At 43.0% G+C, this 24,384-nt stretch carries 22 protein-coding genes; 21 read left to right on the top strand and 1 reads right to left on the bottom strand.

The window, feature by feature from the left end; all coding sequences use genetic code 11:
- The first annotated feature begins 42 nt into the window (after positions 1-42).
- From DWV68_RS02085 to DWV68_RS14635, 17 genes are all read left to right on the top strand, one after another.
- Positions 43-852, top strand: coding sequence for a Cof-type HAD-IIB family hydrolase (locus DWV68_RS02085; protein ID WP_118088247.1), 810 nt, complete (start codon positions 43-45; stop codon positions 850-852).
- A gap of 14 nt (positions 853-866) precedes the next feature.
- Complete coding sequence (locus DWV68_RS02090) at positions 867-2,141, top strand: M18 family aminopeptidase (RefSeq protein ID WP_118664902.1); 1,275 nt, start codon at positions 867-869, stop codon at positions 2,139-2,141.
- 127 nt (positions 2,142-2,268) lie between these two features.
- Complete coding sequence (locus DWV68_RS02095) at positions 2,269-3,705, top strand: methyl-accepting chemotaxis protein (protein WP_197420796.1); 1,437 nt, start codon at positions 2,269-2,271, stop codon at positions 3,703-3,705.
- Between the two features lie 25 nt (positions 3,706-3,730).
- The gene (hflX, locus tag DWV68_RS02100; RefSeq protein WP_118664993.1) at positions 3,731-4,981 is read left to right on the top strand and encodes a GTPase HflX; all 1,251 of its coding nucleotides are present in this window, start codon (positions 3,731-3,733) and stop codon (positions 4,979-4,981) included.
- Positions 4,982-5,038: 57 nt separating this feature from the next.
- Entirely contained in the window at positions 5,039-6,322 is a 1,284-nt protein-coding gene (locus DWV68_RS02105; protein ID WP_118664906.1) for a dihydroorotase, read from the top strand.
- A 21-nt stretch (positions 6,323-6,343) separates the two neighbouring features.
- Positions 6,344-7,270, top strand: a complete 927-nt coding sequence (gene pyrF, locus DWV68_RS02110; RefSeq protein ID WP_118664908.1) for an orotidine-5'-phosphate decarboxylase — start codon at positions 6,344-6,346, stop codon at positions 7,268-7,270.
- 9 nt (positions 7,271-7,279) lie between these two features.
- Positions 7,280-8,047, top strand: coding sequence for a dihydroorotate dehydrogenase electron transfer subunit (locus DWV68_RS02115; protein WP_022244410.1), 768 nt, complete (start codon positions 7,280-7,282; stop codon positions 8,045-8,047).
- The gene (locus tag DWV68_RS02120) at positions 8,047-8,952 is read left to right on the top strand and encodes a dihydroorotate dehydrogenase (protein WP_117697493.1); all 906 of its coding nucleotides are present in this window, start codon (positions 8,047-8,049) and stop codon (positions 8,950-8,952) included. The genes DWV68_RS02115 and DWV68_RS02120 overlap by 1 nt, the downstream gene beginning before the upstream one ends.
- A gap of 545 nt (positions 8,953-9,497) precedes the next feature.
- The gene (locus DWV68_RS02130) at positions 9,498-10,832 is read left to right on the top strand and encodes a sensor domain-containing diguanylate cyclase (protein ID WP_242986067.1); all 1,335 of its coding nucleotides are present in this window, start codon (positions 9,498-9,500) and stop codon (positions 10,830-10,832) included.
- A 101-nt stretch (positions 10,833-10,933) separates the two neighbouring features.
- Positions 10,934-11,611, top strand: coding sequence for an orotate phosphoribosyltransferase (gene pyrE, locus DWV68_RS02135; protein ID WP_117697495.1), 678 nt, complete (start codon positions 10,934-10,936; stop codon positions 11,609-11,611).
- Between the two features lie 28 nt (positions 11,612-11,639).
- Positions 11,640-12,110: a VanZ family protein gene (locus DWV68_RS02140; RefSeq protein WP_117697497.1), complete on the top strand. Its 471-nt coding sequence runs from the start codon at positions 11,640-11,642 to the stop codon at positions 12,108-12,110.
- 33 nt (positions 12,111-12,143) lie between these two features.
- Entirely contained in the window at positions 12,144-12,476 is a 333-nt protein-coding gene (locus DWV68_RS02145; protein ID WP_117697499.1) for a DUF6142 family protein, read from the top strand.
- A 30-nt stretch (positions 12,477-12,506) separates the two neighbouring features.
- Positions 12,507-14,600 carry an aminopeptidase gene (locus tag DWV68_RS02150; RefSeq protein ID WP_118664910.1) on the top strand — a complete coding sequence of 698 codons (2,094 nt, stop codon included), beginning with the start codon at positions 12,507-12,509 and terminating at the stop codon, positions 14,598-14,600.
- A 49-nt stretch (positions 14,601-14,649) separates the two neighbouring features.
- Positions 14,650-15,156, top strand: a complete 507-nt coding sequence (gene purE, locus DWV68_RS02155; protein WP_022244165.1) for a 5-(carboxyamino)imidazole ribonucleotide mutase — start codon at positions 14,650-14,652, stop codon at positions 15,154-15,156.
- Between the two features lie 131 nt (positions 15,157-15,287).
- On the top strand, positions 15,288-16,208 hold the full coding sequence (locus tag DWV68_RS02160) for a sugar phosphate nucleotidyltransferase (protein WP_117697503.1): 921 nt from the start codon (positions 15,288-15,290) through the stop codon (positions 16,206-16,208).
- A 17-nt stretch (positions 16,209-16,225) separates the two neighbouring features.
- Complete coding sequence (gene arcC, locus DWV68_RS02165; protein ID WP_022244167.1) at positions 16,226-17,158, top strand: carbamate kinase; 933 nt, start codon at positions 16,226-16,228, stop codon at positions 17,156-17,158.
- Between the two features lie 28 nt (positions 17,159-17,186).
- Positions 17,187-18,347, top strand: coding sequence for an N-acetylmuramoyl-L-alanine amidase (locus tag DWV68_RS14635; protein ID WP_022244168.1), 1,161 nt, complete (start codon positions 17,187-17,189; stop codon positions 18,345-18,347).
- Here the strand turns inward: DWV68_RS14635 and DWV68_RS02175 are convergent.
- Positions 18,344-18,697 (bottom strand): cupin domain-containing protein, encoded by a 354-nt coding sequence (locus DWV68_RS02175; protein WP_118664912.1) that lies wholly within the window; start codon positions 18,695-18,697, stop codon positions 18,344-18,346. The genes DWV68_RS14635 and DWV68_RS02175 overlap by 4 nt on opposite strands.
- A gap of 123 nt (positions 18,698-18,820) precedes the next feature.
- Between DWV68_RS02175 and DWV68_RS02180 the strand changes: the two genes are divergently transcribed.
- The 4 genes from DWV68_RS02180 (at position 18,821) to DWV68_RS02195 (ending at position 24,291) form a co-directional block, all read left to right on the top strand.
- Positions 18,821-20,719, top strand: a complete 1,899-nt coding sequence (locus tag DWV68_RS02180) for an ABC-F family ATP-binding cassette domain-containing protein (RefSeq protein ID WP_118639119.1) — start codon at positions 18,821-18,823, stop codon at positions 20,717-20,719.
- An 11-nt stretch (positions 20,720-20,730) separates the two neighbouring features.
- Entirely contained in the window at positions 20,731-21,819 is a 1,089-nt protein-coding gene (gene mtnA, locus DWV68_RS02185) for an S-methyl-5-thioribose-1-phosphate isomerase (protein WP_118664914.1), read from the top strand.
- A 136-nt stretch (positions 21,820-21,955) separates the two neighbouring features.
- Positions 21,956-22,726 carry an Mrp/NBP35 family ATP-binding protein gene (locus DWV68_RS02190; RefSeq protein WP_242988692.1) on the top strand — a complete coding sequence of 257 codons (771 nt, stop codon included), beginning with the start codon at positions 21,956-21,958 and terminating at the stop codon, positions 22,724-22,726.
- Positions 22,727-22,902: 176 nt separating this feature from the next.
- The gene (locus tag DWV68_RS02195; RefSeq protein WP_117946494.1) at positions 22,903-24,291 is read left to right on the top strand and encodes a uracil-xanthine permease family protein; all 1,389 of its coding nucleotides are present in this window, start codon (positions 22,903-22,905) and stop codon (positions 24,289-24,291) included.
- Positions 24,292-24,384: the final 93 nt, after the last annotated feature.

Below are 24,384 nucleotides of genomic sequence, written 5' to 3' on the forward strand. Positions count from 1 at the left end.
ACAGGAAAACGAGGGAAAAAGGCAGAGAGGAACAATACGAAAATGAGCGAAACCTATGAGATTATCGTGCTGGATTTAGATGGCACCTTAACTAATTCAAAGAAAGTCATTACACCAAAGACGAAAGACGCACTGATGCGGATTCAAAAGGAAGGGAAAAAAGTAGTGCTGGCATCCGGCCGTCCTACCGGGGGCATCGTAAAGCTGGCAGACGAACTGGATTTGAAGAGCTATGGCGGATTTGTACTGGCATTTAATGGTGGAAAGATTATTAATTATGAGACCGGAGAGATTGTATACAATAAGACAATACCGGTAGAACTGGTGCCGGCAGTGTATGAGCAGGCATGCAGACTGGGTGTGGGCGTGCTTACTTATAAAGGAAATACCATCATCCATGGAAACGGAGTGAATGAATACAGCAGTATCGAGGCAAAAATTAATGGAATGCCGATGGAAGAGGTAGATAATTTCGCAGAATATGTAGATTATCCGGTAAATAAATTCCTGATGACAGGAGAACCGGAAAAGATTGCAAAAGCACAGGATGTGATGCGGCAGACCTTTGGAGAACAATTAAACATTTTTCGCTCAGAACCGTTTTTCTTAGAAATTGTTCCACCATCCATTGATAAGGCATATTCTCTTGGAAAACTGTTAGAATATCTGGGAGAAAAGAAGGAGCAGATGATCTGCTGTGGAGATGGCTTTAATGACAAGTCTATGATTGCATTTGCCGGGCTTGGTGTGGCAATGGCAAACGCACAGCCGGAGGTAAAAGAGGTCGCAGATTATATTACCACTTCCAATGATGAAGACGGAGTGGCGCTTGTAATAGACAGATTCATGTAAGGAAGGCGTATGGCATGCAGAAAATAACAGAACTATTGTCAAAGGGAAAATCACCATATCATGTGACAGAATGGACAGGAAAGCAGTTACAGGAGGCAGGGTATGAAGAATTAAAGCTGCAGGAATCCTGGCAGCTTCATGCAGGCGGTAAATACTATGTAAGACCGTATTCCGGTATGGTAGCGGCATTTGCTGTTCCAGAACAGCTGGATAGAAAGACGGCGCTCCGCCTGATGCTGGCCCATACAGATTTCCCATGTTTTAAAATAAAACCGAATCCTGAGGTGAAGACGAAGGATTACAGGCAGTTAAATGTGGAGCCATATGGCGGTATGCTCAAAAATACATGGTTTGACCGTCCACTTGGAATTTATGGGAAAGTGGTATTAGAATCGGAACATCCATTTGCACCGGAAGTAAAGCTTTTCGGAAGTGAGGAACCATCAGCAGTGATTCCGTCTTTGGCACCACACCTGAACCGTGAGGCAGGCGGAAAACAGGAATATGATGTGCAAAGAGAACTGCTTCCACTGCTTGGAATAGGGCAGGACGGAGACGTTACAGAGAATTTTTTTGCGGATTACTTAAAAGAACATCTTGGGGCAGAGGCAAATGAGATTTTAAGCTATGATTTATTCCTGGTCAATATGGATGAACCGGAATTAATAGGAAGTGATAAGAAGCTTCTTTCTTCTCCGAGAATCGATAATCTGGCATCGGTAGCAGCAATTGTGGAGACAATGTGTGAAAAAACGACCGGAGATTCACTGGTTGTGGCAGGATTATTTGATAATGAGGAAATCGGCAGCCGCTCCAAGCAGGGAGCAGACAGCAGTCTTCTTAAGGATATCATAATGAAGATTGGTGCAGCCTTTGGAATGGCAGAAACAGAGGTAAATGATATGCTCCGGGGAGGCTTTCTCTTGTCTATAGACGGAGCTCATGCCGTACACCCGAATTACACAAATAAATCAGATATTACGAATGATGTGATATTGGGAAAAGGAATTACCGTAAAGACTTCTGCCAGCCAGCGGTATCTTTCTGACAGTGAGGCAACAGCGGTGGTGATGCAGCTTTGTAAAAAGACAGATATTCCATATCAGGTGCAGGTAAACCGTTCTGGAATGCCGGGTGGACAGACCCTTGGACCAATTGCGGTTTCCTACCTGCCAATGCAGGGGGCGGATATTGGAATTCCAATGCTTGCCATGCATTCAGCAAGAGAACTGGCAGATATGAGAGATTATCAGGCATTGGTAATGTTTTTGAAAATATTTTCTGCATAAAGAAATTGCAAAAAAGGTTGGACTTTTTGGAAAAATATCACAAAATGTCGTTGACAATCGGCAGGATTCAGTACAAAATTAGTAGTATAACGTAATGCACAGAAAGTGCATTGATTGGAGGAAATATATGGCGTTGGGAAAGAACAAAAAAATTGTAAATCTGGTTCAGTCAATCAGTGAGATGAAAGAAGAGAATTATGCTGCAGGTTCACCGGAACTGCAGAATATGTATGAGCGAATGAACGCTGGCAGACGTCAGCTTGCACAGGTATATGGGGAAGATATGCAGGCAGTTATGACAATGAGTGCCTTAGGTCTGAAAGTTGAACATGATACCGTAAAGATGACAACGGCAGCAGAGGATGTCAATACAGCAACAAAGGCAATCCATGATGCAACAACAGAAACATCCAGTATTGCAGAGGAAGTAAGAAATGCCCATGAGGGTCTGACCAATACAATTATTGATGTATCAGAGAAAACTACGGATATTTATAAGAAGATAGAGAATGGCCAGGAAGAACTGACCGCTATCCGTGATTTATCCAAAGATGCAATCTCAGAATCCACAGAAATGAAGAAGAATATGGATGCATTGATGGATGTTATCAATCATATGAATGAAGTCATTGAAGGCATCAATGCAATTTCCGAACAGACCAACCTGCTGGCATTGAACGCATCAATTGAGGCAGCAAGAGCAGGAGAAGCAGGAAAGGGATTTGCCGTTGTAGCGGAAGAAATCCGTCAGCTGGCAGAGGGAACCAAGCAGTTAACCGGAAATATGGGTGAATTCGTAGAAGGAATCCGCGATGCTTCTGAGAAGAGTTCTAAGAGTGTGGATGTTGCAATTACATCTCTTGACAATATTGATCAGAAGATTAATGCTGTATGGAATATTAATGACGAGAACAAGAAAAATGTTGGAACCATCAGCGAATCGATTGGTTCCCTTGCTGGTATCAGTGAAGAAATCAGCAGCTCCATGAATGTGCTGGAAACCCAGGTGTCCTGTATTGAGGACCAGTGCAGTAATCTCAGCAATGATGCAGAATTGCTGACCGTTATAAATGGAAATTTAAAAGGTTCGGTAGAACCATTAACCCAGGTTGAAACGGGTATGGATAATGTGGCGAAGGTTATAGGAGAAATGAGCCGTGATGCATTTTACCGTATGGATAATGCAGTTTTTGATGCTTATGTACAAAAAGCAATGGAAGCACATAGGGCATGGCTTGAGACTTTACATACCATGGTAACTGAGAAGAATGTCCTTACGTTACAATTTGATGATACAAAATGCGGCTTTGGTCATTTTTACTATTCCATGCATCCGGAAAATCCGGCAATTGCACCGGCCTGGAATGCACTGGCAGAGAAACACAGAAGATTCCATGGATATGGAAAAGAAGTGCAGCAGGCACTGTTTGATGAGAACGCTGAAAAAGCAGAAGAAATTTATCTGGAAGCAGAGAAATGCTCAAATGAATTACAGAATGATTTTGCTGCAATTTTAAATATTTCTGCAGGATTATCCCAGAACGGACAGAGTGTGTTTGCATAAACAGAAAGTAAGAAAAGGATATTTTATGCCTGAATTTTTTGAAAACAATGAAATGGAAGAAAGAGTCATCCTGGTTGGCGTAAGCAGCCAGGATGGCGATGATACAGAAGACTCCCTGGATGAATTGGAGGAGCTGGTGAAGACTGCCGGAGCAGTAACGGTGGGCAGGGTAATCCAGAACCGTCAGACAATACATCCGGGGCTTTATATTGGTAGCGGAAAAGTAGAAGAGCTGCTGGATGAAATTGCATGGACCAATGCAACAGGAATTGTCTGCGATGACGAACTAAGCCCGGCACAGCTTCGGAATCTTTCAGATGCCCTGAACGTAAAAGTGATGGACAGAACCTTAATTATCCTTGATATTTTTGCTGCCAGAGCATCTACCAGTGAAGGAAAGATACAGGTGGAACTGGCACAGCTTCGTTACCGCATGAGTCGTCTTTCCGGCATAGGAAAGAGTATGTCAAGGCTGGGAGGAGGAATTGGAACGAGAGGTCCGGGAGAGAAAAAGTTAGAGGTAGACCGTCGTCTGATTGCATCAAGAATCAGCCAGCTCAAACGGGAGTTAGAGGAAGTGAAAAGGCACCGGGAAGTGAATCGTGTGGCAAGACAGCGGAATCATGTTCCGGTGGCAGCGATTGTAGGGTATACCAATGCCGGTAAATCAACCCTTTTAAATGCTCTGACCGGAGCTGGAATTCTTGCAGAAGATAAACTTTTTGCAACCTTAGACCCGACTACCAGAATGTTAGAACTTCCGGGAAGCCAGAAGCTTTTGCTTACGGATACGGTAGGGTTTATCCGGAAACTGCCGCATCATCTGATTGATGCCTTCCGTAGTACTTTAGAGGAAGCTAAGTATGCAGATTTTATCATTCATGTGGTGGATGCATCCAATCCACAGGCTGCCAAGCAGATGCATATTGTATATGAGACATTGCACCAGTTAGAGGTTACAGATAAAAAGATATTGACATTGTTTAATAAGCAGGATGCTATTACAGACCGGGAACCATTGCGGGATGGCAGGGCAGATATTACTTTACGGGTATCTGCAGCAAGAGGTGATGGACTAGAAGAACTGAAAGACTGCCTCGCCCGGATACTGCGGGAGAACAAGCGCTATCTTGAGACAGTGCTGCCATATGACAAGGGTGGATTGCTGCAGCAGATAAGAGAAACAGGAGAATTAATAGCAGAAGAATATCTGCCGGAGGGAATCCGTATAGAAGCATATGTACCTCCGGCGCTATTTGAGAAAATACATGCATGAGCAGATTGCCCCAGAACTGCTTGTATGCTAAAATAGGAGCAACAGGAGGTATTCCACATGACAATCTTAATAAAAGGTGGCCGCATTTTAGATCCGGCTACGAAAACAGATGATGTAATGGACCTTTTCATAGAAGATGGAGTCATTACCAAAAGAGGGAAAAATATTAAAAAAAAGGCAGAGAAGACTATTGATGCCAAAGGACTGTATGTAATGCCGGGACTCGTTGATATGCACGTGCATTTGCGGGATCCAGGATTTACCCATAAGGGCGATGTTGAAACAGAAACCCGTTCCGCAGCAAGAGGCGGATATACCACGGTACTTGCAATGCCAAATACCAAGCCGGTGGTAGATAATGCTGATGTGGTACGTTATGTACATCATAAGGCAGAAAGTGTCGGACTGGTGCATGTATTACAGGTTGGCGCTATAACAAAAGGACAGCAGGGAGAGGAATTAGCTGACATCAAAGAGATGGCGGAGGCAGGAAGCCCTGCAATCAGTGAAGATGGCAAATCAGTCATGAATTCACTTCTTGCAAGAGATGCCATGCTGGTAGCAAGAGACTGTAACATTCCGGTACTGTCACATTGCGAAGATAAGAATCTGGTTGGCTCCGGCGTGGTCAACGAGGATGAGAATGCAAAACGGTGGGGACTGGCTGGAATTACCAATTCCGTAGAAGATATCATGATTGCAAGAAATATCCTGTTATCCAAAGATACCGGTGCACACCTGCATCTTTGCCACTGCTCCACAAAGAACAGTGTAAACATGGTAAAATATGCCAAGTTAGAGCATATTCCGGTATCCGCAGAGGTATGTCCGCATCATTTCACACTGACATCAGATGATATGGTAGAGGGAGATACCAATTATAAGATGAATCCGCCACTTCGCCGTAAAGAGGATGTGGAGGCATTGAAAAAGGGACTTTCCGACGGAACCATGGAAGTCATTTCTACAGACCATGCACCGCATACAGCAGATGAAAAAAATAACAGCATGGTAAAGGCTCCATTCGGAATTGTTGGAATGGAAACTGCAGCAGCACTGACTTATACAGAACTTGTGCTGGGGGGATACTTAACACCGATGCAGATGGTAGAGAAGATGAGCTATAACCCGGCACAGATTCTTCATTTGAAGAAAGGAACTTTGGAAGAGGGAAGTATGGCAGATGTCATGCTTTTTGATCCGGAATGCACTTATGCCATTGATAAGAACAAGTTCTGGTCGAAAGCAAAGAATACACCATTCCACGGCAGAAAAGTAACTGGTAAAGTAATGATGACTATCTGTGAAGGCAGAATTGTATATGATGCAGCAGAAGAATAAGAAAAAGAAAGGCTTAAAGATATGATTAACAAATTAATTAAAAAAATCGAGAAAACCCATGCACCAATCGTTGTCGGCTTAGACCCGATGTTAGATTATGTTCCGGAACATATTAAGGCAGCAGCATTTAAGGAGCATGGTGAGACTTTAGAGGGTGCAGCAGAAGCAATCTGGCAGTTTAACAAAGCAATTGTAGATGCCACTTATGATCTGATTCCTGCTGTAAAACCACAGATTGCCATGTATGAGCAGTTTGGAACAGAGGGTGTGAAAGCATATCAGAAGACAGTAGATTACTGCCACTCCAAAGACCTTGTGGTAATTGGAGATGTAAAACGTGGCGATATCGGTTCTACATCCGCAGCTTATGCAGTGGGACATCTTGGTAAAGTCCAGGTGGGAAGCAAAAAGCTTTCTGCTTTTGATGAAGACTTTGCAACCGTTAATCCATATCTGGGTTCAGACGGAATCAAGCCTTTCCTGGAAGTATGTAAAGAAGAGAAAAAAGGTATCTTCATTTTAGTTAAGACCAGCAATCCATCCAGTGGAGAATTCCAGGACAGATTAATTGATGGCAGACCACTGTATGAATATGTCGGTGAAAAGGTAGCGCAGTGGGGCGAAGAAGTCATGGGAGATAACTACAGCTATGTGGGAGCAGTAGTAGGAGCAACCTATCCGGAGATCGGAAAAGTCCTTCGTAAAGTAATGCCAAAGAGCTTTATCCTGGTTCCGGGATACGGTGCCCAGGGTGGAAAAGGAGCGGACTTAGTACATTACTTCGACGAAAACGGACTGGGTGCAATTGTCAATTCATCCCGTGGAATCATTGCCGCATATAAGCAGGAAGCATATGCATCTTTTGGAGCAGAACATTTTGCAGATGCATCCAGAGCAGCAGTAGAGGCAATGATAAAAGATATCGATGGAGCTTTACAGGCAAGATAGGAGAAGAAGATGGCAGAGAAGTTTAAGGAACAGGCGATTATTATCCGCCAGGAAGAAATTGCGGATGACATTTACAGTATGTGGCTGCGTACGGAAGAGATTGCAGCACATGCAAAAGCAGGTCAGTTTGTATCTGTATATTGTAATGAAGGAAGCAGACTGCTTCCAAGACCAATCAGTATCTGTGAAATTGATAAAAAGGATAATGCCATCCGTCTGGTATACCGTAAAGTTGGAAAGGGAACAGAAGAGTTTTCCGGTATGCATACCGGCGGAATTCTTAATATAACAGGACCGCTGGGAAATGGATTTCCGAAGAAAGAAAAGAAAGCGTTCTTAATTGGTGGTGGAATTGGTATTCCACCAATGTTAGAGCTGGCAAAAGAATTGGACTGTGAAAAGCAGATGGTACTTGGTTTCCGGGATGAGCTTTTCCTGATGGATGAATTCCGTGAAGAAGGAGAAGTCTATGTGGCAACTGAGGACGGAAGTGCCGGGACAGAAGGAAATGTATTGGATGCCATCCGTGAAAATGGGCTGACAGCAGATATTATCTATGCCTGCGGACCAAAGCCGATGCTGGCAGCTATTAAGGAATATGCAAAAGAGAAACAGATTGAGTGCTGGATTTCCATGGAAGAACGTATGGCTTGTGGAATCGGAGCCTGCTTAGCCTGCGTGTGCCAGTCTAAGGACAAGGACGAACATTCCAATGTCAATAATAAACGTGTATGTAAAGAAGGACCGGTTTTCCGGGCTGAGGAGGTGGAACTTTAATGAATACAAGAGTGAATCTGGCAGGAGTATTATTGAAGAACCCGATTATGACAGCATCCGGAACCTTTGGCTCCGGTCAGGAATACAGTGAATTTGTAGATTTGAATAAACTGGGTGCAGTAGTGACGAAAGGTGTTGCCAATGTACCATGGCCGGGGAATCCGACCCCTCGTGTGGCAGAGGTGTATGGTGGAATGTTAAATGCTATCGGTTTACAGAATCCTGGTATTGATGTATTTGTACAGCGTGATATTCCGTTTCTTACCCACTATGACACACGCATTATTGTAAATGTATGTGGTAAAACAACCTCCGATTATATAGAAGTTGTGGAAAGACTCTCCGATCAGCCGGTAGATATGCTGGAAATCAATATTTCCTGTCCAAATGTCAAAGAAGGCGGTATTGCCTTTGGACAGAATGCAGCTTCTGTAGAAGAAATTACAAAAGAAGTGAAAAAATATGCAAGACAGCCGGTTATTATGAAATTGAGCCCGAATGTAACGGATATTACAGAGATGGCAAAAGCGGCAGAAGCAGGCGGAGCAGATGTAATTTCCCTGATTAATACACTGACTGGAATGAAGATTGATGTAAACCGCAGAAAATTTGCTTTGGCAAACAGAACTGGTGGGATGTCCGGACCGGCAGTGCATCCAATTGCAGTGCGTATGGTATATCAGGCAGCTCAGGCAGTGAATATTCCGATTATCGGAATGGGAGGTGTACAGAGCACGGAAGATGCATTGGAACTGATACTGGCAGGAGCAACCGCAGTATCTGTGGGAACTGCAAACTTTACCAATCCTACCGCAACGATTGATATTATCAATGGTATACAGGATTATATGGAAAATAATGGAGTTGAAGATATCAATGAACTGATTGGTGCAGTCACTGATTAATGGGACTGTTTTTGATGCTGCCGGAAGAATATCACGGGATTCACAGGGGATTATCTTTTGCTACGAAATACCGCAGTTCTAAAATGCGTGTTTTTCTTTTTGTTATGAAAACAGTCTTTCCAATGTTTGTCAGAATATCGACACAGTTCGCCGAAACACAGATGCTTGATAAGGGCTGTTAGGGGCACTGGGAATTTCGTCTGGCAACAGGCAACGCTGGTACAGGGATGTACCAGCGAGGCACAATTGAACATGGATGTGAATTTGTGCCGGTTGCCAGACAAAAAGCAACGCATACCGAAATCCCCTGTGCCCCTTGCAGGCATTATGTGGCATCTGTACCCGGCGGACAGCGTCGATATTCAGCCAAAGCAACCGGAAAGACAGTTTATAATCAAGAAAAACACGCATTATAAGAACTGTTGGCATTTCATACCGGATAAAGATAAATCTCCTGTAATCCCGTGATATTATTGGGGCAATCATCTTTTTGTCCCCTTTCGCAACCGCCTAAAGGAATGTAATTGCCAGAAAGGATAGAAACAGTGGAAAAGATTTGGAATTTCTTTGAAAATCTTGATGAACTTGTATATGTCTCAGATGTTGATACATATGAGCTTGTGTATATGAACCGGAAAACACGGGAAAACTTTGGATTTCAGACCCAGGAGGAAATAAAAGGAAAGAAATGTTATGAGGTGATGCAGCATAATGCCGCCCCTTGTAGTATGTGCAATAATCAGGAACTGGTAGAAGGTGAGTTTAAAGAATGGAAGTATTATAATCCGGTTCTTGGCAAACATCTGTTGTTGAAGGATACTATGCTGGAACAGGATGGTCGACGTTACCGGGTAGAAATTGCACTGGATGTCAGCAACGAAGAAAAACAGGGAAGTCTGATTCAAAACTATGAAAATATGGAGGCTATTATAAATGAGGGCATAAGAATTTCGTTAAATGCCCCTACATCAGAACAGTCGCTGGAAATTATCCTGGAATATCTTGGAAAGGCATTGAATGGAGAACGTACCTATATTTTTGAAAAAAACTTATTGGGAAATGACGATAACACCTATGAATGGGTAGCGAATGGTATCAGGCCTGAGAAAGATAATTTGCAGAATGTTCCGGCTGAAGTATGCGAGAACTGGTACCGCAATTTTAGGGAAGGCAAAAATATTATCATTGGTAATCTGGAAAATATACGTGAGAGTGATCCACTGCAGTATGAGAATCTGAAACAACAGAATATTTCAACGCTGGTAGTAGTTCCACTGTATGAAGGTCAGAAAATCATCGGTTTTTATGGAGTTGATAATCCTCCCGAAAAAATGTTGGATTATACTTCTAATATGCTTCAGATTATGGGATATTTTATTGTCTCCAGCATCAGAAGGCGTAATCTGGTGCGGGAATTGGAACGGATGAGCTATAGTGACCAGCTTACGAAACTTGGAAACCGGTTCGCCATGGAACAGTATGTTACAGATGCATCAGGGACTTCATGCTTTGGTGTGGTGTATTGCGATATTACAGGACTGAAAAGGGTAAATGATACTTTAGGTCATCAGGCAGGTGACCAGCTCATTCTGCGTGCCGGCGAATTACTCCGTGAGGAATTTTCAGACTATGGACTGTTCCGTATTGGAGGGGATGAACTTCTGGCACTGTGTGCAGGTATCGGAGAAGAGGAACTGAAGCAGCGGATAGAACGTATGAAGGCTGGCATGAAGAAAAAGGATGTAGTAATGGCAGTCGGATCAGTATGGCAGGAAAGCTGGGAGCGTGGATTTGACCTCTTGCTGATGGAAGCTGAACGCAGAATGTATCAGGAAAAAGCAGCTTATTATAATAATGCAGGTATAGACCGGCGCCATTAAGAAAAATGCATTGAGGTTTTCAGGGAAGTATGGTAGCATAAAAAATTAGGTAAAAGAAAAAAGTGATATTTCACTGTTGACATATTCAGGAGGTTTCATACATGGAAGCATATAAGAAAGAGTTTATTGAATTTATGGTGGAGAGTGAGGTTTTGAAATTTGGTGACTTCACATTAAAGAGTGGAAGAAAGTCTCCATTCTTTATGAATGCAGGTGCATATGTAACCGGTTCACAGTTATCCCGCCTTGGAGAATATTATGCAAAAGCAATTCACAACCACTATGGTACCGATTTTGATGTGCTGTTTGGACCGGCATATAAGGGAATTCCGCTTTCTGTTGCAACAACAATCGCATTCAGCCGTCTTTATGGCAAAGAGATTCGTTACTGTTCTAACCGTAAAGAAGTAAAAGACCATGGCGATACCGGAATTTTGCTTGGAAGCAAAATCAAAGATGGTGACCGTGTTGTTATTATTGAGGATGTAACGACATCCGGAAAATCTATTCAGGAGACATTCCCAATCATTCAGGCACAGGGAGATGTAACCATTCTTGGACTGATGGTATCCTTAAACCGTATGGAAAAAGGACTTGAGACAGACAAATGCGCATTGGATGAGATTCAGGAGAAATATGGTTTTCCTGCAAATGCAATTGTCAGCATGGCAGATGTGGTAGAGTGTTTATACAACCGTCCTTGTCAGGGCAGGCTTATCATTGATGATAAGATGAAAGAAGCAATTGATAAATATTATGAGCAGTATGGGGCAAAATAAACAGCAAAAATGAAATGGGGAAAAGGAATTGAGTCAGAAGACGAGAAAACTGCTTCGTATCGGAGCATGGATTTTATTCGTAATATATCTGGGTCTGCTTTGCTATTTCCTGTTCTTCTCAGAAATGATGGGAAGAACCTATTCCGAAAGAAGCTACCATTATAATCTTATGCCCTTAAAAGAAATCAAGCGGTTTATTATTTACCGGAAGGTACTGGGGACGAAAGCAGTCTGCTTTAACCTTCTGGGAAATATTGTCGCTTTTATTCCTTATGGAATGCTGCTGCCATTACTGGCACATAATCAGAGAAAGTTCTACCGGATAGTGCTTTTGAGTTTTGACTTCAGCCTGCTGGTGGAACTGGTACAGCTTGTATCCAAGGTAGGAAGCTTTGATGTAGATGATCTGATTTTAAATACCATCGGCGGGGCAATTGGATATGTTGGATTTTTGCTGGCAAATCATATCCGGTGTCACAAATTTGAGCAGAAAGAATAGACTTCGGTACAATATGGTATCGGGAGAAAGAACATGAGAAAAAGACGAAGAGGATACAGAAAATATAAATTTACAGAAAAAACACTTTCGAAAAGAGGAATTACAGCACTTGTTCTGGCATTACTGTCACTGGTCAGTTTTGTGGTGATGGTAGTTCTTGCATTCAGAAGTGCCGGTAATTTAAGCATATACATAGCCTGCTATGGAATCCTCGCTTTTTTTGCAGCATTAGCCGCAGTGATTCTTGCAATTATAAGCCTGAAGGAGGAAAATTCATTTCGCAGCATTCCGTATGCTGCTACATTTTTCTCGATTTTTTCACTGCTTATCTGGATAGCTGTCTATGCAGGCGGTATTCTGTTGTAGGCAAAATTAGAAATATAAAGGATATAAAGTATGGAATATCAGAATTTAAACGCAGAAGAAAGAGAAGCAATTACAGAACGACTGGATTTGGTAACGGAACGGATACATGAACTTGCGGCAGAACCGGAGGTTTGTGAGCCGTTCCGTGCTTATTTTAAAGGAACGGCAGCATTTATTGTAAAAACGGAAGAAGTATTGCGGCAGGTATTAAATGACAGCTTCTGCAGCCAGAGCAGGGAAACATTACAGAAGATAAATGAAGCATTGTATGAGGATATTTTGCCGGAGCATTATAAAGAAAGCTATGCCAACCCGGATTATGCCTGTGAAACATTGGGAGAGGAATACGGTACACTGCTTAGTATGCTTTACGCAGAGCTTCGGAGCCTGATTCCTTATGCTTATGAGGGCGATGTGGAAGCCTATACCTGCTTCTGTGAATTGTTTATCCAGGTTTATACCTGTTTTAATGACGAAGAGGGAACAACCCCGAAAGAAGTGCAGCAGGCAATTTACTGGTTCTTCCACGATTACAGTGAATTATTTACAGAGCGCAGCGTCTGTGAAATGGTAGATGCCAGCCGGGATTTCTTTACCCGGATTGTAATGGATTCTGATTTACAGGATTTAAAATACCTTTATTATTATGGAGAACCAGTCGGAGAAAATGAAATCCGTATGGCAGAGTATATGAACCAGCTTCCGCAGGAGAAGATTCAGGCAATGGCAGATACTTATACGGAAGGCTACCGGATTGGCTTTGTTACCACTGGAAAAGACTTATCCATAAAATCTACCGTAAATGTGGAATATGCCATCGGAATGGAACGCATGGTGCGGGCAGCGATTGTAAATTTTGAGAAGATGGGATTAAAACCGACGATTTACCGGGATGCGTTTTCTTCCTTCCGTAACCGCGGCAATTCCAAGCGGGGCTGCTATGCGGTTTCTGTGAACCGTCAGTTTGATTATGACCATAAAGCAGATAAAGCAGTATATTTAGATAAAGCCTTTGTGGAACGCCGATTAGAGACACTCCGGACCGTATATGAAGATAAGAAAAATCTTGCAGCAGGCTACGCAGGCCCGGCAGTAATCGAAGTGTTTGGAGAACCGTTATTTGAACCGGAAAATAAAAAAACTGCCTGCCATTACAGCGACAAGCAGAATGAATTAAATGTCTATTATGCGTCACAGGCTGGGCAGATTACCAATCAGTATATTAAGGGAGAGGAAAGAAGCTTTACGATTATTGCTTATCCGCTCCCGCAGATTGGCAGCAACTTTGAAGAAATCTTTGATAAGACGGTAGAATTAAATACACTGGATTATACCCTGTACCGGGATATGCAGGCGAAAATTATTGAAGTATTAGACCAGGGAGTCAGGGCACATATCAGAGGAAAAGGCGATAACGAAACAGATATGACCGTGGAATTATACCACCTTAAGAATCCACAGAAAGAGACTATCTTTGAAAATTGCGTGGCAGATGTCAATATTCCGGTAGGGGAAGTGTTTACTTCACCGGTGCTGACCGGAACCCACGGAGTACTGCATGTATCTTATGTCTATCTTAACGGACTCCGGTATGAGAACCTGAAAATGACGTTTAAAGATGGAACAGTTGTGGATTACAGCTGCAGTAATTTTGACAGTGAAGAAGAGAACCATAAATATATTTATGATAATGTGCTGATGCACCATGATACGCTGCCGTTAGGGGAGTTTGCTATTGGAACCAACACCACGGCATACCGGATGGCAAAGGACTTTGATATTGCAGATAAATTGCCGATTCTGATTGCAGAGAAGACAGGTCCACATTTTGCAGTGGGAGATACCTGTTATTCCCAGGCAGAGGATACGCCGGTTTATAATCCGGATGGCAAAGAAATTGTGGCAAGGGATAATGAAATCTCAATTCTTCGGAAAGAAGACGAAAGTAAGGCATACTTTAACTGCCATACGGATATTACGATACCGTATGATGAATTAGACTGCATTTATATTGAACGGGCAGATGGCAGTACCGGGGATATTATAAGAGATGGCAGGTTTGTAGTACCGGGCACAGAAAAACTGAATGAGCCGTTGGAAAATAAGACTTCATTTCCGGCGTAAAACAGTGTATACTAAAAGGACAAGTATCTATGAGAAAAGGAGAAAGAAAATGGCAAAAGTAGGAATTGTAATGGGCAGTGATTCAGATATGCCTGTAATGGCAAAAGCAGCAGATATTTTGGAACAGCTTGGAATCGAGTATGAGATGACAATTATTTCCGCACATCGTGAGCCGGATGTATTTTTTGAATATGCAAAGAGCGCAGAGAGCAAAGGATTTAAAGTAATTATCGCAGGAGCAGGAATGGCAGCACATCTTCCGGGAATGTGTGCAGCAATCTTCCCTATGCCGGTAATCGGAATTCCAATGCATACCACATCTTTAGGCGGAAGAGATTCTCTTTATTCTATCGTACAGATGCCGACCGGTATTCCGGTAGCAACCGTTGCAATCAATGGTGGCGCAAATGCAGGAATTCTTGCAGCAAAGATTCTTGCAACATCAGATGATGCATTATTGGCACGATTAAAAGAATATTCTAAGAATTTAAAAGAGCAGGTAGAAGCAAAGGATAAGAAGCTTCAGGAAGTCGGCTACAAAGAATACATGAAATAGCAGGCGTAAGTGAGTCAGTATGCCTTTATCGTTGACGAGCGGCGAAATCATTAGATAAGAATAGTGAAATAGAGGAAAAAGAAAAGGGTAGAGAGAAAAAAGTTTTAAAAATAAGGTTGAGGAGAATACGAATGAAAACAACACTGATTATTATGGCGGCAGGCATTGGCTCCCGTTTTGGCGGCGGAATTAAGCAGCTTGAGAAAATGGGACCAAATGGCGAGATTATTATGGACTATTCCATTTATGACGCGGTGGACGCAGGTTTTGATAAGGTTGTATTTATCATTCGCAAGGATATTGAGGCGGATTTTAAAGAAATCATTGGAAACAGAATCGGAAAACAGGTAGAAGTAGATTATGTATTCCAGGATATCAATGATATACCGGAAGGCTTTACAGTGCCGGAAGGCAGAACAAAACCATGGGGAACCGGTCAGGCAGTATTATGCTGCAAAGGCGTAGTGAAGGAACCATTTTTAGTCATCAATGCAGATGATTATTACGGAAAAGAAGCATTTGTAAAGATGCATGATTTTCTGGTAAATCATGAAGAGGATAAGGAAAGATTCCGCCTTGGAATGGCTGGATATATCCTGAAGAACACACTGAGTGATAACGGAACCGTTACCCGTGGTGTCTGTGTGGTAGATGAAAAGAGTGGCTATCTTGAAAAAATTTTAGAGACACACAGCATCTATGCCGATGAAAAAGGAAAAGTACATTGTGAAGAAGCTGATGTGGCAGAATGGATTCACCCGGATGTAAATGTATCTATGAACATGTGGGCTGGCTATCCGGATTTTATTGATTATCTGGAAGAGGGCTTCCGTGAGTTCTTAGCACATATTGAAGACAATCCGATGAAGAAAGAGTATCTGCTGCCAAATATTGTGGAATTGCTTTTGAATCAGGATAAGGCAACCGTAAAAGTTTATGAGACAGCAGACCGCTGGTTTGGAGTTACTTATTTAGAGGACAAACCATTTGTTGTGGATTCCATCCGCGGACTGATTAAAGACGGTGTCTATCCGGAAAATCTTTGGGCATAGAATTGGAGGATTGTAACATGAAAAAGAAGAGAATTGTGATTGCATTAGGACATGAAGCATTGGGAACAACACTTCCGGAACAGAAGAAAGCAACCAAGCTTACCGCAAAAGCAATCGGAGATTATATTAAGGATGACTGTCAGGTAGTTCTTTCCCACAGCAATGGACCACAGGTGGGAATGATACATACTGCAATGGCTGAATTCGCAAGAATTTATCCGGAATATACTGCTACTCCGATGTCTGTCTGCTCTGCTATGAGTCAGGGCTATATCGGATACGATTTGCAGAATGCCATTCGTACCGAATTATTAAACCGTGGAATTTACAAACCGGTATCTACTGTTTTAACACAGGTAACCGTAGACCCATACGATGAAGCATTTTATCATCCAACCAAAATTATCGGCCGTGTCATGACAGAGGAAGAGGCAGAAGCAGAAGAGAAGAAAGGTAACCATACGGTAAAACAGGGCGATGGATACCGCCGTATCGTAGCAGCTCCAAAGCCAATGGACATCGTAGAAATTGATGCCATCCGTGCACTTTCCGATGCAGACCAGGTAGTAATTGCCTGTGGTGGTGGCGGTATTCCTGTATTAGAGCAGGATAATAATCTAAAAGGTGCCAGCGCAGTCATTGAAAAAGACCTTGCAGCAGGCAGACTTGCAGAGCTTTTAGATGCTGACCAGCTCATTATCTTAACTAGTGTAGAGCGGGTATGCTTAAATTATGGTACAGCCAATGAACAGCCATTGGATGAGATGACCGTAGAAGAAGCAAAACAGTATATGGACGAGGGTCAGTTTGAAGAAGGAACCATGCTTCCGAAGATTCAGGCAGCAATCGATTACATCGGCAATTCTGCAGTCCGTTCCGTACTGATTGCCAACTTGGAGGAAGCATTAGATGGTGTCAGCGGATTAAAGGGAACTTTGATTCATAAGTAAGATGATATAGGGAAATGTGAGGGAATCTATGAGAACATCAGAAAGAAGCACATTCCATAAGGGCAGCAGGCACTCGGCAGTTACCGTATGCCTGTTGCTTGTTATGTGTCTGGTATTTCTGACCGCTTGCGGGAAGGATAAAAAAGACGATACAGTTGCGAATGTGAATACCGAAGAAACATTAACAAATACAGAGGTACCAACAACAGAAAATGTAATTGACACCGAAGAAGTTGTAGATACGGAAACAGAAACAGAGACGGAAACAGAGCATGTTCCGGCAGTATTGAATCCGGATACGGTAGTTTATGCAGAAGAGACTGTTTATACGACAACAAGAGTCAATGTGAGGGTAGAACCTTCTACCGATGCAGAGGTTTATAAGAAATTATCTGCGGGAAAAGAACTTACCCGCACTGCAAATGATGGAAGCTGGAGCCAGGTTTCATTGGATGAAGGAACTTATTATATAGCATCCGATTATCTGACCACAGAGAAGCCGCAGGAGCCGGTAGCATTGACTGGAAGTGCGGGAACCGGAATTACATCCGGAAGCGGTGGACATGTCATCTGCATTGACCCGGGACATCAGAGCAGAGGAGACAGTACACCGGAGCCGGTAGCACCGGGATCTTCTGAGACCAAGGCAAGAGTAACAGGAGGAACATCCGGCGTTGCAACCGGACAGACAGAATATCAGCTTAACTTATCCGTCAGCTTAAAATTGCGGGATGAACTGGTAGCAAGAGGTTATACCGTAGTCATGACAAGAGAAACCAATGATGTGAATCTCAGTAACAGCGAGCGGGCAGCCATTGCAACCAATGCGGGAGCAGAAGCATTTGTCCGTATACATGCCAACGGATCTACCAACAGCGGAGCCAATGGGGCTATGACAATCTGTCAGACCGCATCCAATCCATATGTAGGAAGCTTTTACAGTCAGAGCCGATCCCTTTCCCAGAATATACTGGATAGTTTGTGTGCCCAGACAGGTGCAAAGAAGGAATATGTGTGGGAGACGGATACCATGAGTGGAATTAACTGGAGTACCGTGCCGGTAACGATTGTAGAAATGGGATATATGACAAATCCCACCGAAGATTCCAACATGGCAACGGACTCTTATCAGACTCAGATTGCACAGGGAATCGCCAATGGGATTGATGCTTATTTTGCCGGTAATTAGGCAAGATAGTTAATGACAGCAAAGAGAATGAGATCTTCTTTTGGAGAAGCATTTGCAATGCTGTGGGACTCTCCGCTTTTGCAGACGCAGGTATCACCGGCTTCTAAAGCAACGATGGTTCCGTTATCGTCATAGGCTGCATGACCGGAGAGAATGGTGATGATTTCTTCTTCCCCTTCATGCATATGCTTTCCGAGAGAACAGCCCGGTCTTAAGATGAGTTTTGCAATCATCTTGGCTGGGCTTTCATAGTCTATAGGATTGACGGAACGGATAATCTCAACGGTGCCGGTTCCGCCTTTCATATTTTCGTTAAAAATATGTTTTAATTCAGATGTTCTATGATACATATATTACCTCCTGAATAGTTGTGCTATGCATTACAGTATAGTCAGTGAGCAGTCAAATGTAAATATGTATTGTGATAGAAAATTATTGCCAATAAGAATGAAAAAGAAATACAGGAGACCTTTATGAATTTATTATCAGCAGAGAATATAACCAAGACATTTACCGGAAGAAAGTTATTTTCCAATGCCTCCTTTTATTTGCAGGAAGGAGAGAAAGTCGGAATTGTGGGAATTAACGGAACCGGAAAATCCACTTTACTGAAAATGCTGGCAGGCTTAGAAGAACCGGATGCTGGAGAAATCACCAAGGCAAATCATGCGGTAATCCGCTATCTTCCGCAGATGCCGGAATTTGGAGAAGAAGAGACTGTTTTAGAAAGTGTACTGGTAACGGCACACCGGAAAAATCAGGCAGATGCTTCCGGGGAAGATTATCAGATGTGGAATTTAGAGAGCAAGGCAAAATCCATGCTCACAAGACTTGGCGTATATAATTTTGAGGAAAAGACGAAAAACTTATCCGGTGGAGAAAGAAAACGTCTGGCTCTTGTGGCAGTGCTTTTAACACCCTGCGATATTCTGCTGTTAGACGAGCCTACCAACCACCTGGATGCAGATATGGCAGAGTGGCTGGAAGGATACTTAAAGGGCTTTAAGGGAACACTGATTATGGTAACCCATGACCGGTATTTTCTGGACAGCGTATGTAACCGTATTGCAGAAATTGATAAAGGCTCCATTTACAGTTATCAGGAAAATTATTCCGGTTATCTGAATTTGAAGCAGGAGCGTATGGATATGGCAGTTGCCGGGGAACGGAAGCGGCAGTCCATCCTTCGCAAGGAGATCGCCTGGATGCAGCGGGGCGCAAGGGCAAGGTCTACCAAGCAGAAAGCACATATCAGGCGCTATGAGAATCTTAGAGACCAGGCGGGACCACAGTTTGATAAGCAGGTGGAATTAAGCTCGGTTTCCAGCCGTATGGGAAAGACGACGGTAGAGCTTCATCATATCAGTAAATCCTATGGAGAAAAAAAGCTGATTGAGGATTTTTCCTATATCTTTCTTAAGAATGACAGAGTCGGATTTGTGGGACATAATGGATGCGGTAAGACCACTTTGATGAAGATTATCGATGGCAGGGTAAAGCCGGATGCCGGAGAACTGGTTATCGGACAGACCATAAAGATAGGCTATTATTCCCAGGAGATTGAAAAGGATGCATCGGCGGGAGTTGCCTATATGGATCCGTCTTTAAAGGTTATTGAATATATCCGCAATACTGCAGAATATGTCCGGACAGAGGATGGACTGGTGTCCGCATCAGCCATGTTGGAGCGTTTCTTATTTCCACCGGAAGAACAGTATGGCGTTATCGGAAAACTTTCCGGTGGAGAAAAGCGGAGACTGAATCTGCTTCGTGTATTGATGGAAGCACCGAATGTACTGATTTTAGACGAGCCGACCAATGATCTTGATATTACCACACTGGCAATCTTAGAGGATTATCTTGATAATTATGATGGAATCGTCATTACGGTATCCCATGACCGGTATTTCCTTGACCGTATCGCAAAGCGGATTTTTGCATTTGAACAGGGAAACATAAGACAGTATGAGGGCGGTTATACGGATTATCTTGCCAAGCGGCCGGAGGAAGAGACTGCAGCAGGAAATGCAGGCACAGAGACTTCCAGGAAAAAAGCAGATCAGGAGGAAAATGCGGACACCATAGAGAATACCGAAAAGAAGGATTCCAGGGCGACCTGGAAGAGCGGCAGGAAGTTGAAATTTACCTGGCAGGAGCAGAAGGATTATGAGACCATTGAGGACGATATTGCAGCTTTGGAAGCAAAGTTAGAAGAACTGGATGAGAAGATGGGAAGCTTTGCCAGTGATTTTGTAAAGTTAAATGAGCTGACCCAGGAGAAGATAAAAGTGGAAGATGAATTAGAGCATAAGATGGAACGCTGGGAGTATTTAGAAGAACTGAATGCCAGAATAAAGGCTCAGGACAAGTAGGAGATAAGGCTATGGAGAAGGAAAAAAACAGTAAGAATATTATGGATTATGCAACGGTTACACTCTTAGATGCAGAGAATGCCATTGAAATCATCGACCAGACAAAGCTGCCGGGAACGATAGAACTGATCCGGTTAAAGAGTGCACAGGAAATCTGGGATGCCATTTATTTATTAAAAGTCCGTGGCGCACCGGCAATTGGTGTAGTAGCAGGCTTTGGCATTTATCTTCTGGCAAAAGAAATTGAAACAGAGGATTATGAAGTCTTTTATGAAACTTTTCAGAAACAGAAAGAATATTTGAATTCTTCCCGCCCGACCGCAGTCAATCTTTCCTGGGCATTAAACCGGATGGAGAGAGTCTGCATTGCAAATAAAAATAAGCCGGTTGCAGAGATAAAAGAATTGCTTCATAAAGAAGCCCTTGAGATTCAGGAAGAAGATATCAGGGTCTGCAAAAGCATCGGAGAACACGGGCTGACATTGGTGAAGCCGGGTGATGGTATTTTGACCCATTGCAATGCCGGACAGCTTGCCACCAGTAAATATGGGACTGCTACAGCACCGATTTATCTGGGGGAGGAAAGAGGTTATCATTTTCATGTATTTGCAGATGAGACAAGACCTCTTTTGCAGGGGGCGAGACTTACTTCTTTTGAACTGCATGCAGCAGGGGTGGATGTGACTCTGATTTGTGATAATATGTCTGGCACCGTTATGAAACAGGGACTGGTACAGGCAGTATTTGTAGGCTGCGACCGGGTGGCAGCCAATGGAGACACCGCAAATAAAATCGGAACCTCCGTTGTGGCAACGGTAGCAAAGCGGTATCATGTACCTTTTTATGTCTGTGCACCGACCTCTACCATTGACTTAAATACAGCAACCGGAGATGATATCTGCATTGAAGAGCGTCCGGCAGAGGAAGTGACGGAGATGTGGTATCAGGAGCGGATGGCACCGGAAGGCGTCAAAGTATACAATCCGGCATTTGATGTGACAGATCACGATTTAATAAGCGGAATTGTAACAGAGTATGGAATCGCAAGAGAGCCATATACGGAGAGCTTAAAAGAAATCCTTTCGAAGAGAAATGCATAAGGTATCAATTTTTGTGCAAACTGATATCTTGAAAAGTATCTATCAGTAAGGTATGATAGTAATAATGAGGTTTAAATAAAAATATAGGCGGTGTCGATCACGTACACCGCCTGTTTAGCGAAAAGAGGGAATAGAAATGGCAATAAAGTTTCAGAAAGAGCCAATGAATGCACATTCATCCATAAAGCATGTAATCGGCGTAGTCAGCGGTAAAGGTGGTGTTGGAAAATCTTTTGTCACAGCATCCATGGCAGCCGCTATGCGTAAGAAAGGTTATGAAGTAGGTATTATGGATGCCGACATTACCGGACCATCCATTCCAAAGATGTATGGAATTCACGGAAAAGCAGTCGGAGATGGAAAAGAGATTCTTCCGGCAGTGGCAGAAGACGGAACCAGGATTATGTCTGTAAATTTATTGGTTGATACAGAAGAAACACCGGTTGTATGGCGTGGACCAGTCGTTGCCGGCGTAGTAAAGCAGTTCTGGAGTGACGTGGTATGGGGTGACATTGATTACCTTTTCGTAGATATGCCACCGGGAACCGGAGATGTTCCACTGACTGTATTCCAGTCTCTTCCGGTAGAAGGAATCATTATCGTAACTTCTCCGCAGGAACTGGTTCAGATGATTGTAAAGAAAGCATATAACATGGCAGGGATGATGAATGTTCCTGTCCTTGGAATCGTTGAAAATTACAGCTATTTAAAATGTCCGGATTGTGGAAAAGAGATTTCCTTATTTGGAGAAAGCCATATTGATGAAATCGCAGCAGACCTTGATTTGTCCGTTCTTGGAAAACTTCCATTGGATCCGGCATATGCAAAAGCTGCCGATGCAGGACAATTTTATACTATGGACAACCCATATATTGCCAAAGCAATTGAGACGTTGGAACAAATTTAGATAATAACAGGTAATCTGCCATTTCGGTGGGTTACCTGTTTTATGCGGGAAAATATGTTTCCCGTAGTTAAAGCGGATGCAGCATAGCAACAGAAAAATGCATGAAAAGCACCGCAGAAGTGGAAAATAAAATTCCACGGATATCACACATTATATTTTAAGGAGGAGCTTTCGTTATGAACGAACGAAAAGACGCAATTCGCGACGCACGGACACTTGGTGTTCCGAAGATGCTGTTGTTAGGACTTCAGCACATGTTCGCAATGTTTGGCGCAACCATTCTTGTGCCGATTCTGGTGAACAGCTATTTTGAGGGAGAAGGCCTTTCCGTACAGGTTACTTTAATCTGTGCCGGTCTTGGAACTTTATTCTTCCACCTTTGTACCAAATTAAAAGTACCTGCATTCTTAGGTTCATCCTTTGCATTCTTAGGAGGATTTTCTACGATTGCACAGTTGGATACCGGAGTCTTTGCAGACATGACCATGGGAGAGAAGCTTCCATATGCCTGTGGTGGTATTGTTGTTGCAGGAGCTTTATATCTGATTCTTGCACTTGTTATCAAGGTCGTAGGAGTAAAGAAAGTAATGCGTTTCCTGCCACCTGTTGTAACAGGACCAATCATCATCTGTATCGGCCTTTCCCTTGCACCATCTGCAGTAAACAATGCATCCACCAACTGGATTCTTGCACTGATTGCACTGGCAGTTATCATTATCTTTAACATCTGGGGAAAAGGAATGTTCCGCATTATCCCGATTCTTTTAGGTGTTGTCATTTCCTATGCAGCAGCACTGATTATGCAGGCAGCAGGACTGACTAATCCGGATGGAAGTGCTATCTTAAACTTTACCGAAGTAGCATCTGCAAGCTGGGTAGGACTTCCTCCATTCCAGTTATGCAAATTTAACCTGACTGCAATCCTGGTTATGGCACCAATCGCACTGGCAACTATGATGGAGCATATCGGAGATATGTCTGCAATTTCTGCAACTGTTGGTGAGAACTTCATCGAAGATCCGGGACTTCACAGAACCTTAATCGGTGACGGACTTGCAACCGCATTTGCAGGTATGGTTGGTGGTCCTGCAAATACTACATATGGTGAGAATACCGGTGTATTGGAATTAAGCCGTGTGCATGACCCTAGAGTGATCCGTATTGCAGCTGTATTTGCAGTTATATTAAGCTTTATTCCGAAAATGGCTGAAATCATTGGCTCCATGCCATCTGCAATCATCGGTGGTGTCAGCTTCATGCTTTATGGTATGATCTCTGCAATCGGTGTCAGAAACGTAGTAGAAAATCACGTTGATTTTACCAAATCCCGTAACTTAATCATTGCAGCAGTAATCTTAGTCAGCGGACTTGGATTTTCCAATGGACTTACCTTTACCATTGCAGGAACCAGCATTACCTTAACCGGACTTGCAATCGCAGCTTTAGCCGGAATTATCTTAAATGCAATCTTACCTGGTAAAGATTATCATTTCGGAGATGATCCAAAGGCAGATGCCAACCGTGGACTTGACATGAATCCGATTCAGGAAGAAGATATTCAGTAAGTAATAAAAAGCAATTTATGTAGAAAGAAACAGGTCATATTCAGCTTGTGAGGGCTGGGATGACCTGTTTTGCGTTGCTTGGGAATGGCTGGA

Origin of the sequence: Roseburia sp. AF12-17LB (assembly GCF_003479605.1) — a bacterium.
In the GTDB taxonomy this organism is placed as follows: Bacteria; Bacillota; Clostridia; order Lachnospirales; family Lachnospiraceae; genus Roseburia_C; species Roseburia_C amylophila.

Bases quoted from the DNA above. Each gene is read 5' to 3' on its own strand.
- hflX (WP_118664993.1), top strand. From the start codon at position 3,731: ATGCCTGAATTTTTTGAAAACAATGAAATGGAAGAAAGAGTCATCCTG.
- DWV68_RS02145 (WP_117697499.1), top strand. From the start codon at position 12,144: ATGAGAAAAAGACGAAGAGGATACAGAAAATATAAATTTACAGAAAAA.
- arcC (WP_022244167.1), top strand. From the start codon at position 16,226: ATGAAAAAGAAGAGAATTGTGATTGCATTAGGACATGAAGCATTGGGA.
- pyrF (WP_118664908.1), top strand. From the start codon at position 6,344: ATGATTAACAAATTAATTAAAAAAATCGAGAAAACCCATGCACCAATC.
- DWV68_RS02195 (WP_117946494.1), top strand. From the start codon at position 22,903: ATGAACGAACGAAAAGACGCAATTCGCGACGCACGGACACTTGGTGTT.
- purE (WP_022244165.1), top strand. From the start codon at position 14,650: ATGGCAAAAGTAGGAATTGTAATGGGCAGTGATTCAGATATGCCTGTA.
- DWV68_RS02120 (WP_117697493.1), top strand. From the start codon at position 8,047: ATGAATACAAGAGTGAATCTGGCAGGAGTATTATTGAAGAACCCGATT.
- DWV68_RS02115 (WP_022244410.1), top strand. From the start codon at position 7,280: ATGGCAGAGAAGTTTAAGGAACAGGCGATTATTATCCGCCAGGAAGAA.
- DWV68_RS02095 (WP_197420796.1), top strand. From the start codon at position 2,269: ATGGCGTTGGGAAAGAACAAAAAAATTGTAAATCTGGTTCAGTCAATC.
- DWV68_RS02150 (WP_118664910.1), top strand. From the start codon at position 12,507: ATGGAATATCAGAATTTAAACGCAGAAGAAAGAGAAGCAATTACAGAA.
- DWV68_RS14635 (WP_022244168.1), top strand. From the start codon at position 17,187: ATGAGAACATCAGAAAGAAGCACATTCCATAAGGGCAGCAGGCACTCG.
- DWV68_RS02180 (WP_118639119.1), top strand. From the start codon at position 18,821: ATGAATTTATTATCAGCAGAGAATATAACCAAGACATTTACCGGAAGA.
- DWV68_RS02105 (WP_118664906.1), top strand. From the start codon at position 5,039: ATGACAATCTTAATAAAAGGTGGCCGCATTTTAGATCCGGCTACGAAA.
- DWV68_RS02175 (WP_118664912.1), bottom strand. From the start codon at position 18,697: ATGTATCATAGAACATCTGAATTAAAACATATTTTTAACGAAAATATG.
- DWV68_RS02160 (WP_117697503.1), top strand. From the start codon at position 15,288: ATGAAAACAACACTGATTATTATGGCGGCAGGCATTGGCTCCCGTTTT.
- DWV68_RS02090 (WP_118664902.1), top strand. From the start codon at position 867: ATGCAGAAAATAACAGAACTATTGTCAAAGGGAAAATCACCATATCAT.
- pyrE (WP_117697495.1), top strand. From the start codon at position 10,934: ATGGAAGCATATAAGAAAGAGTTTATTGAATTTATGGTGGAGAGTGAG.
- mtnA (WP_118664914.1), top strand. From the start codon at position 20,731: ATGGAGAAGGAAAAAAACAGTAAGAATATTATGGATTATGCAACGGTT.
- DWV68_RS02085 (WP_118088247.1), top strand. From the start codon at position 43: ATGAGCGAAACCTATGAGATTATCGTGCTGGATTTAGATGGCACCTTA.
- DWV68_RS02190 (WP_242988692.1), top strand. From the start codon at position 21,956: ATGGCAATAAAGTTTCAGAAAGAGCCAATGAATGCACATTCATCCATA.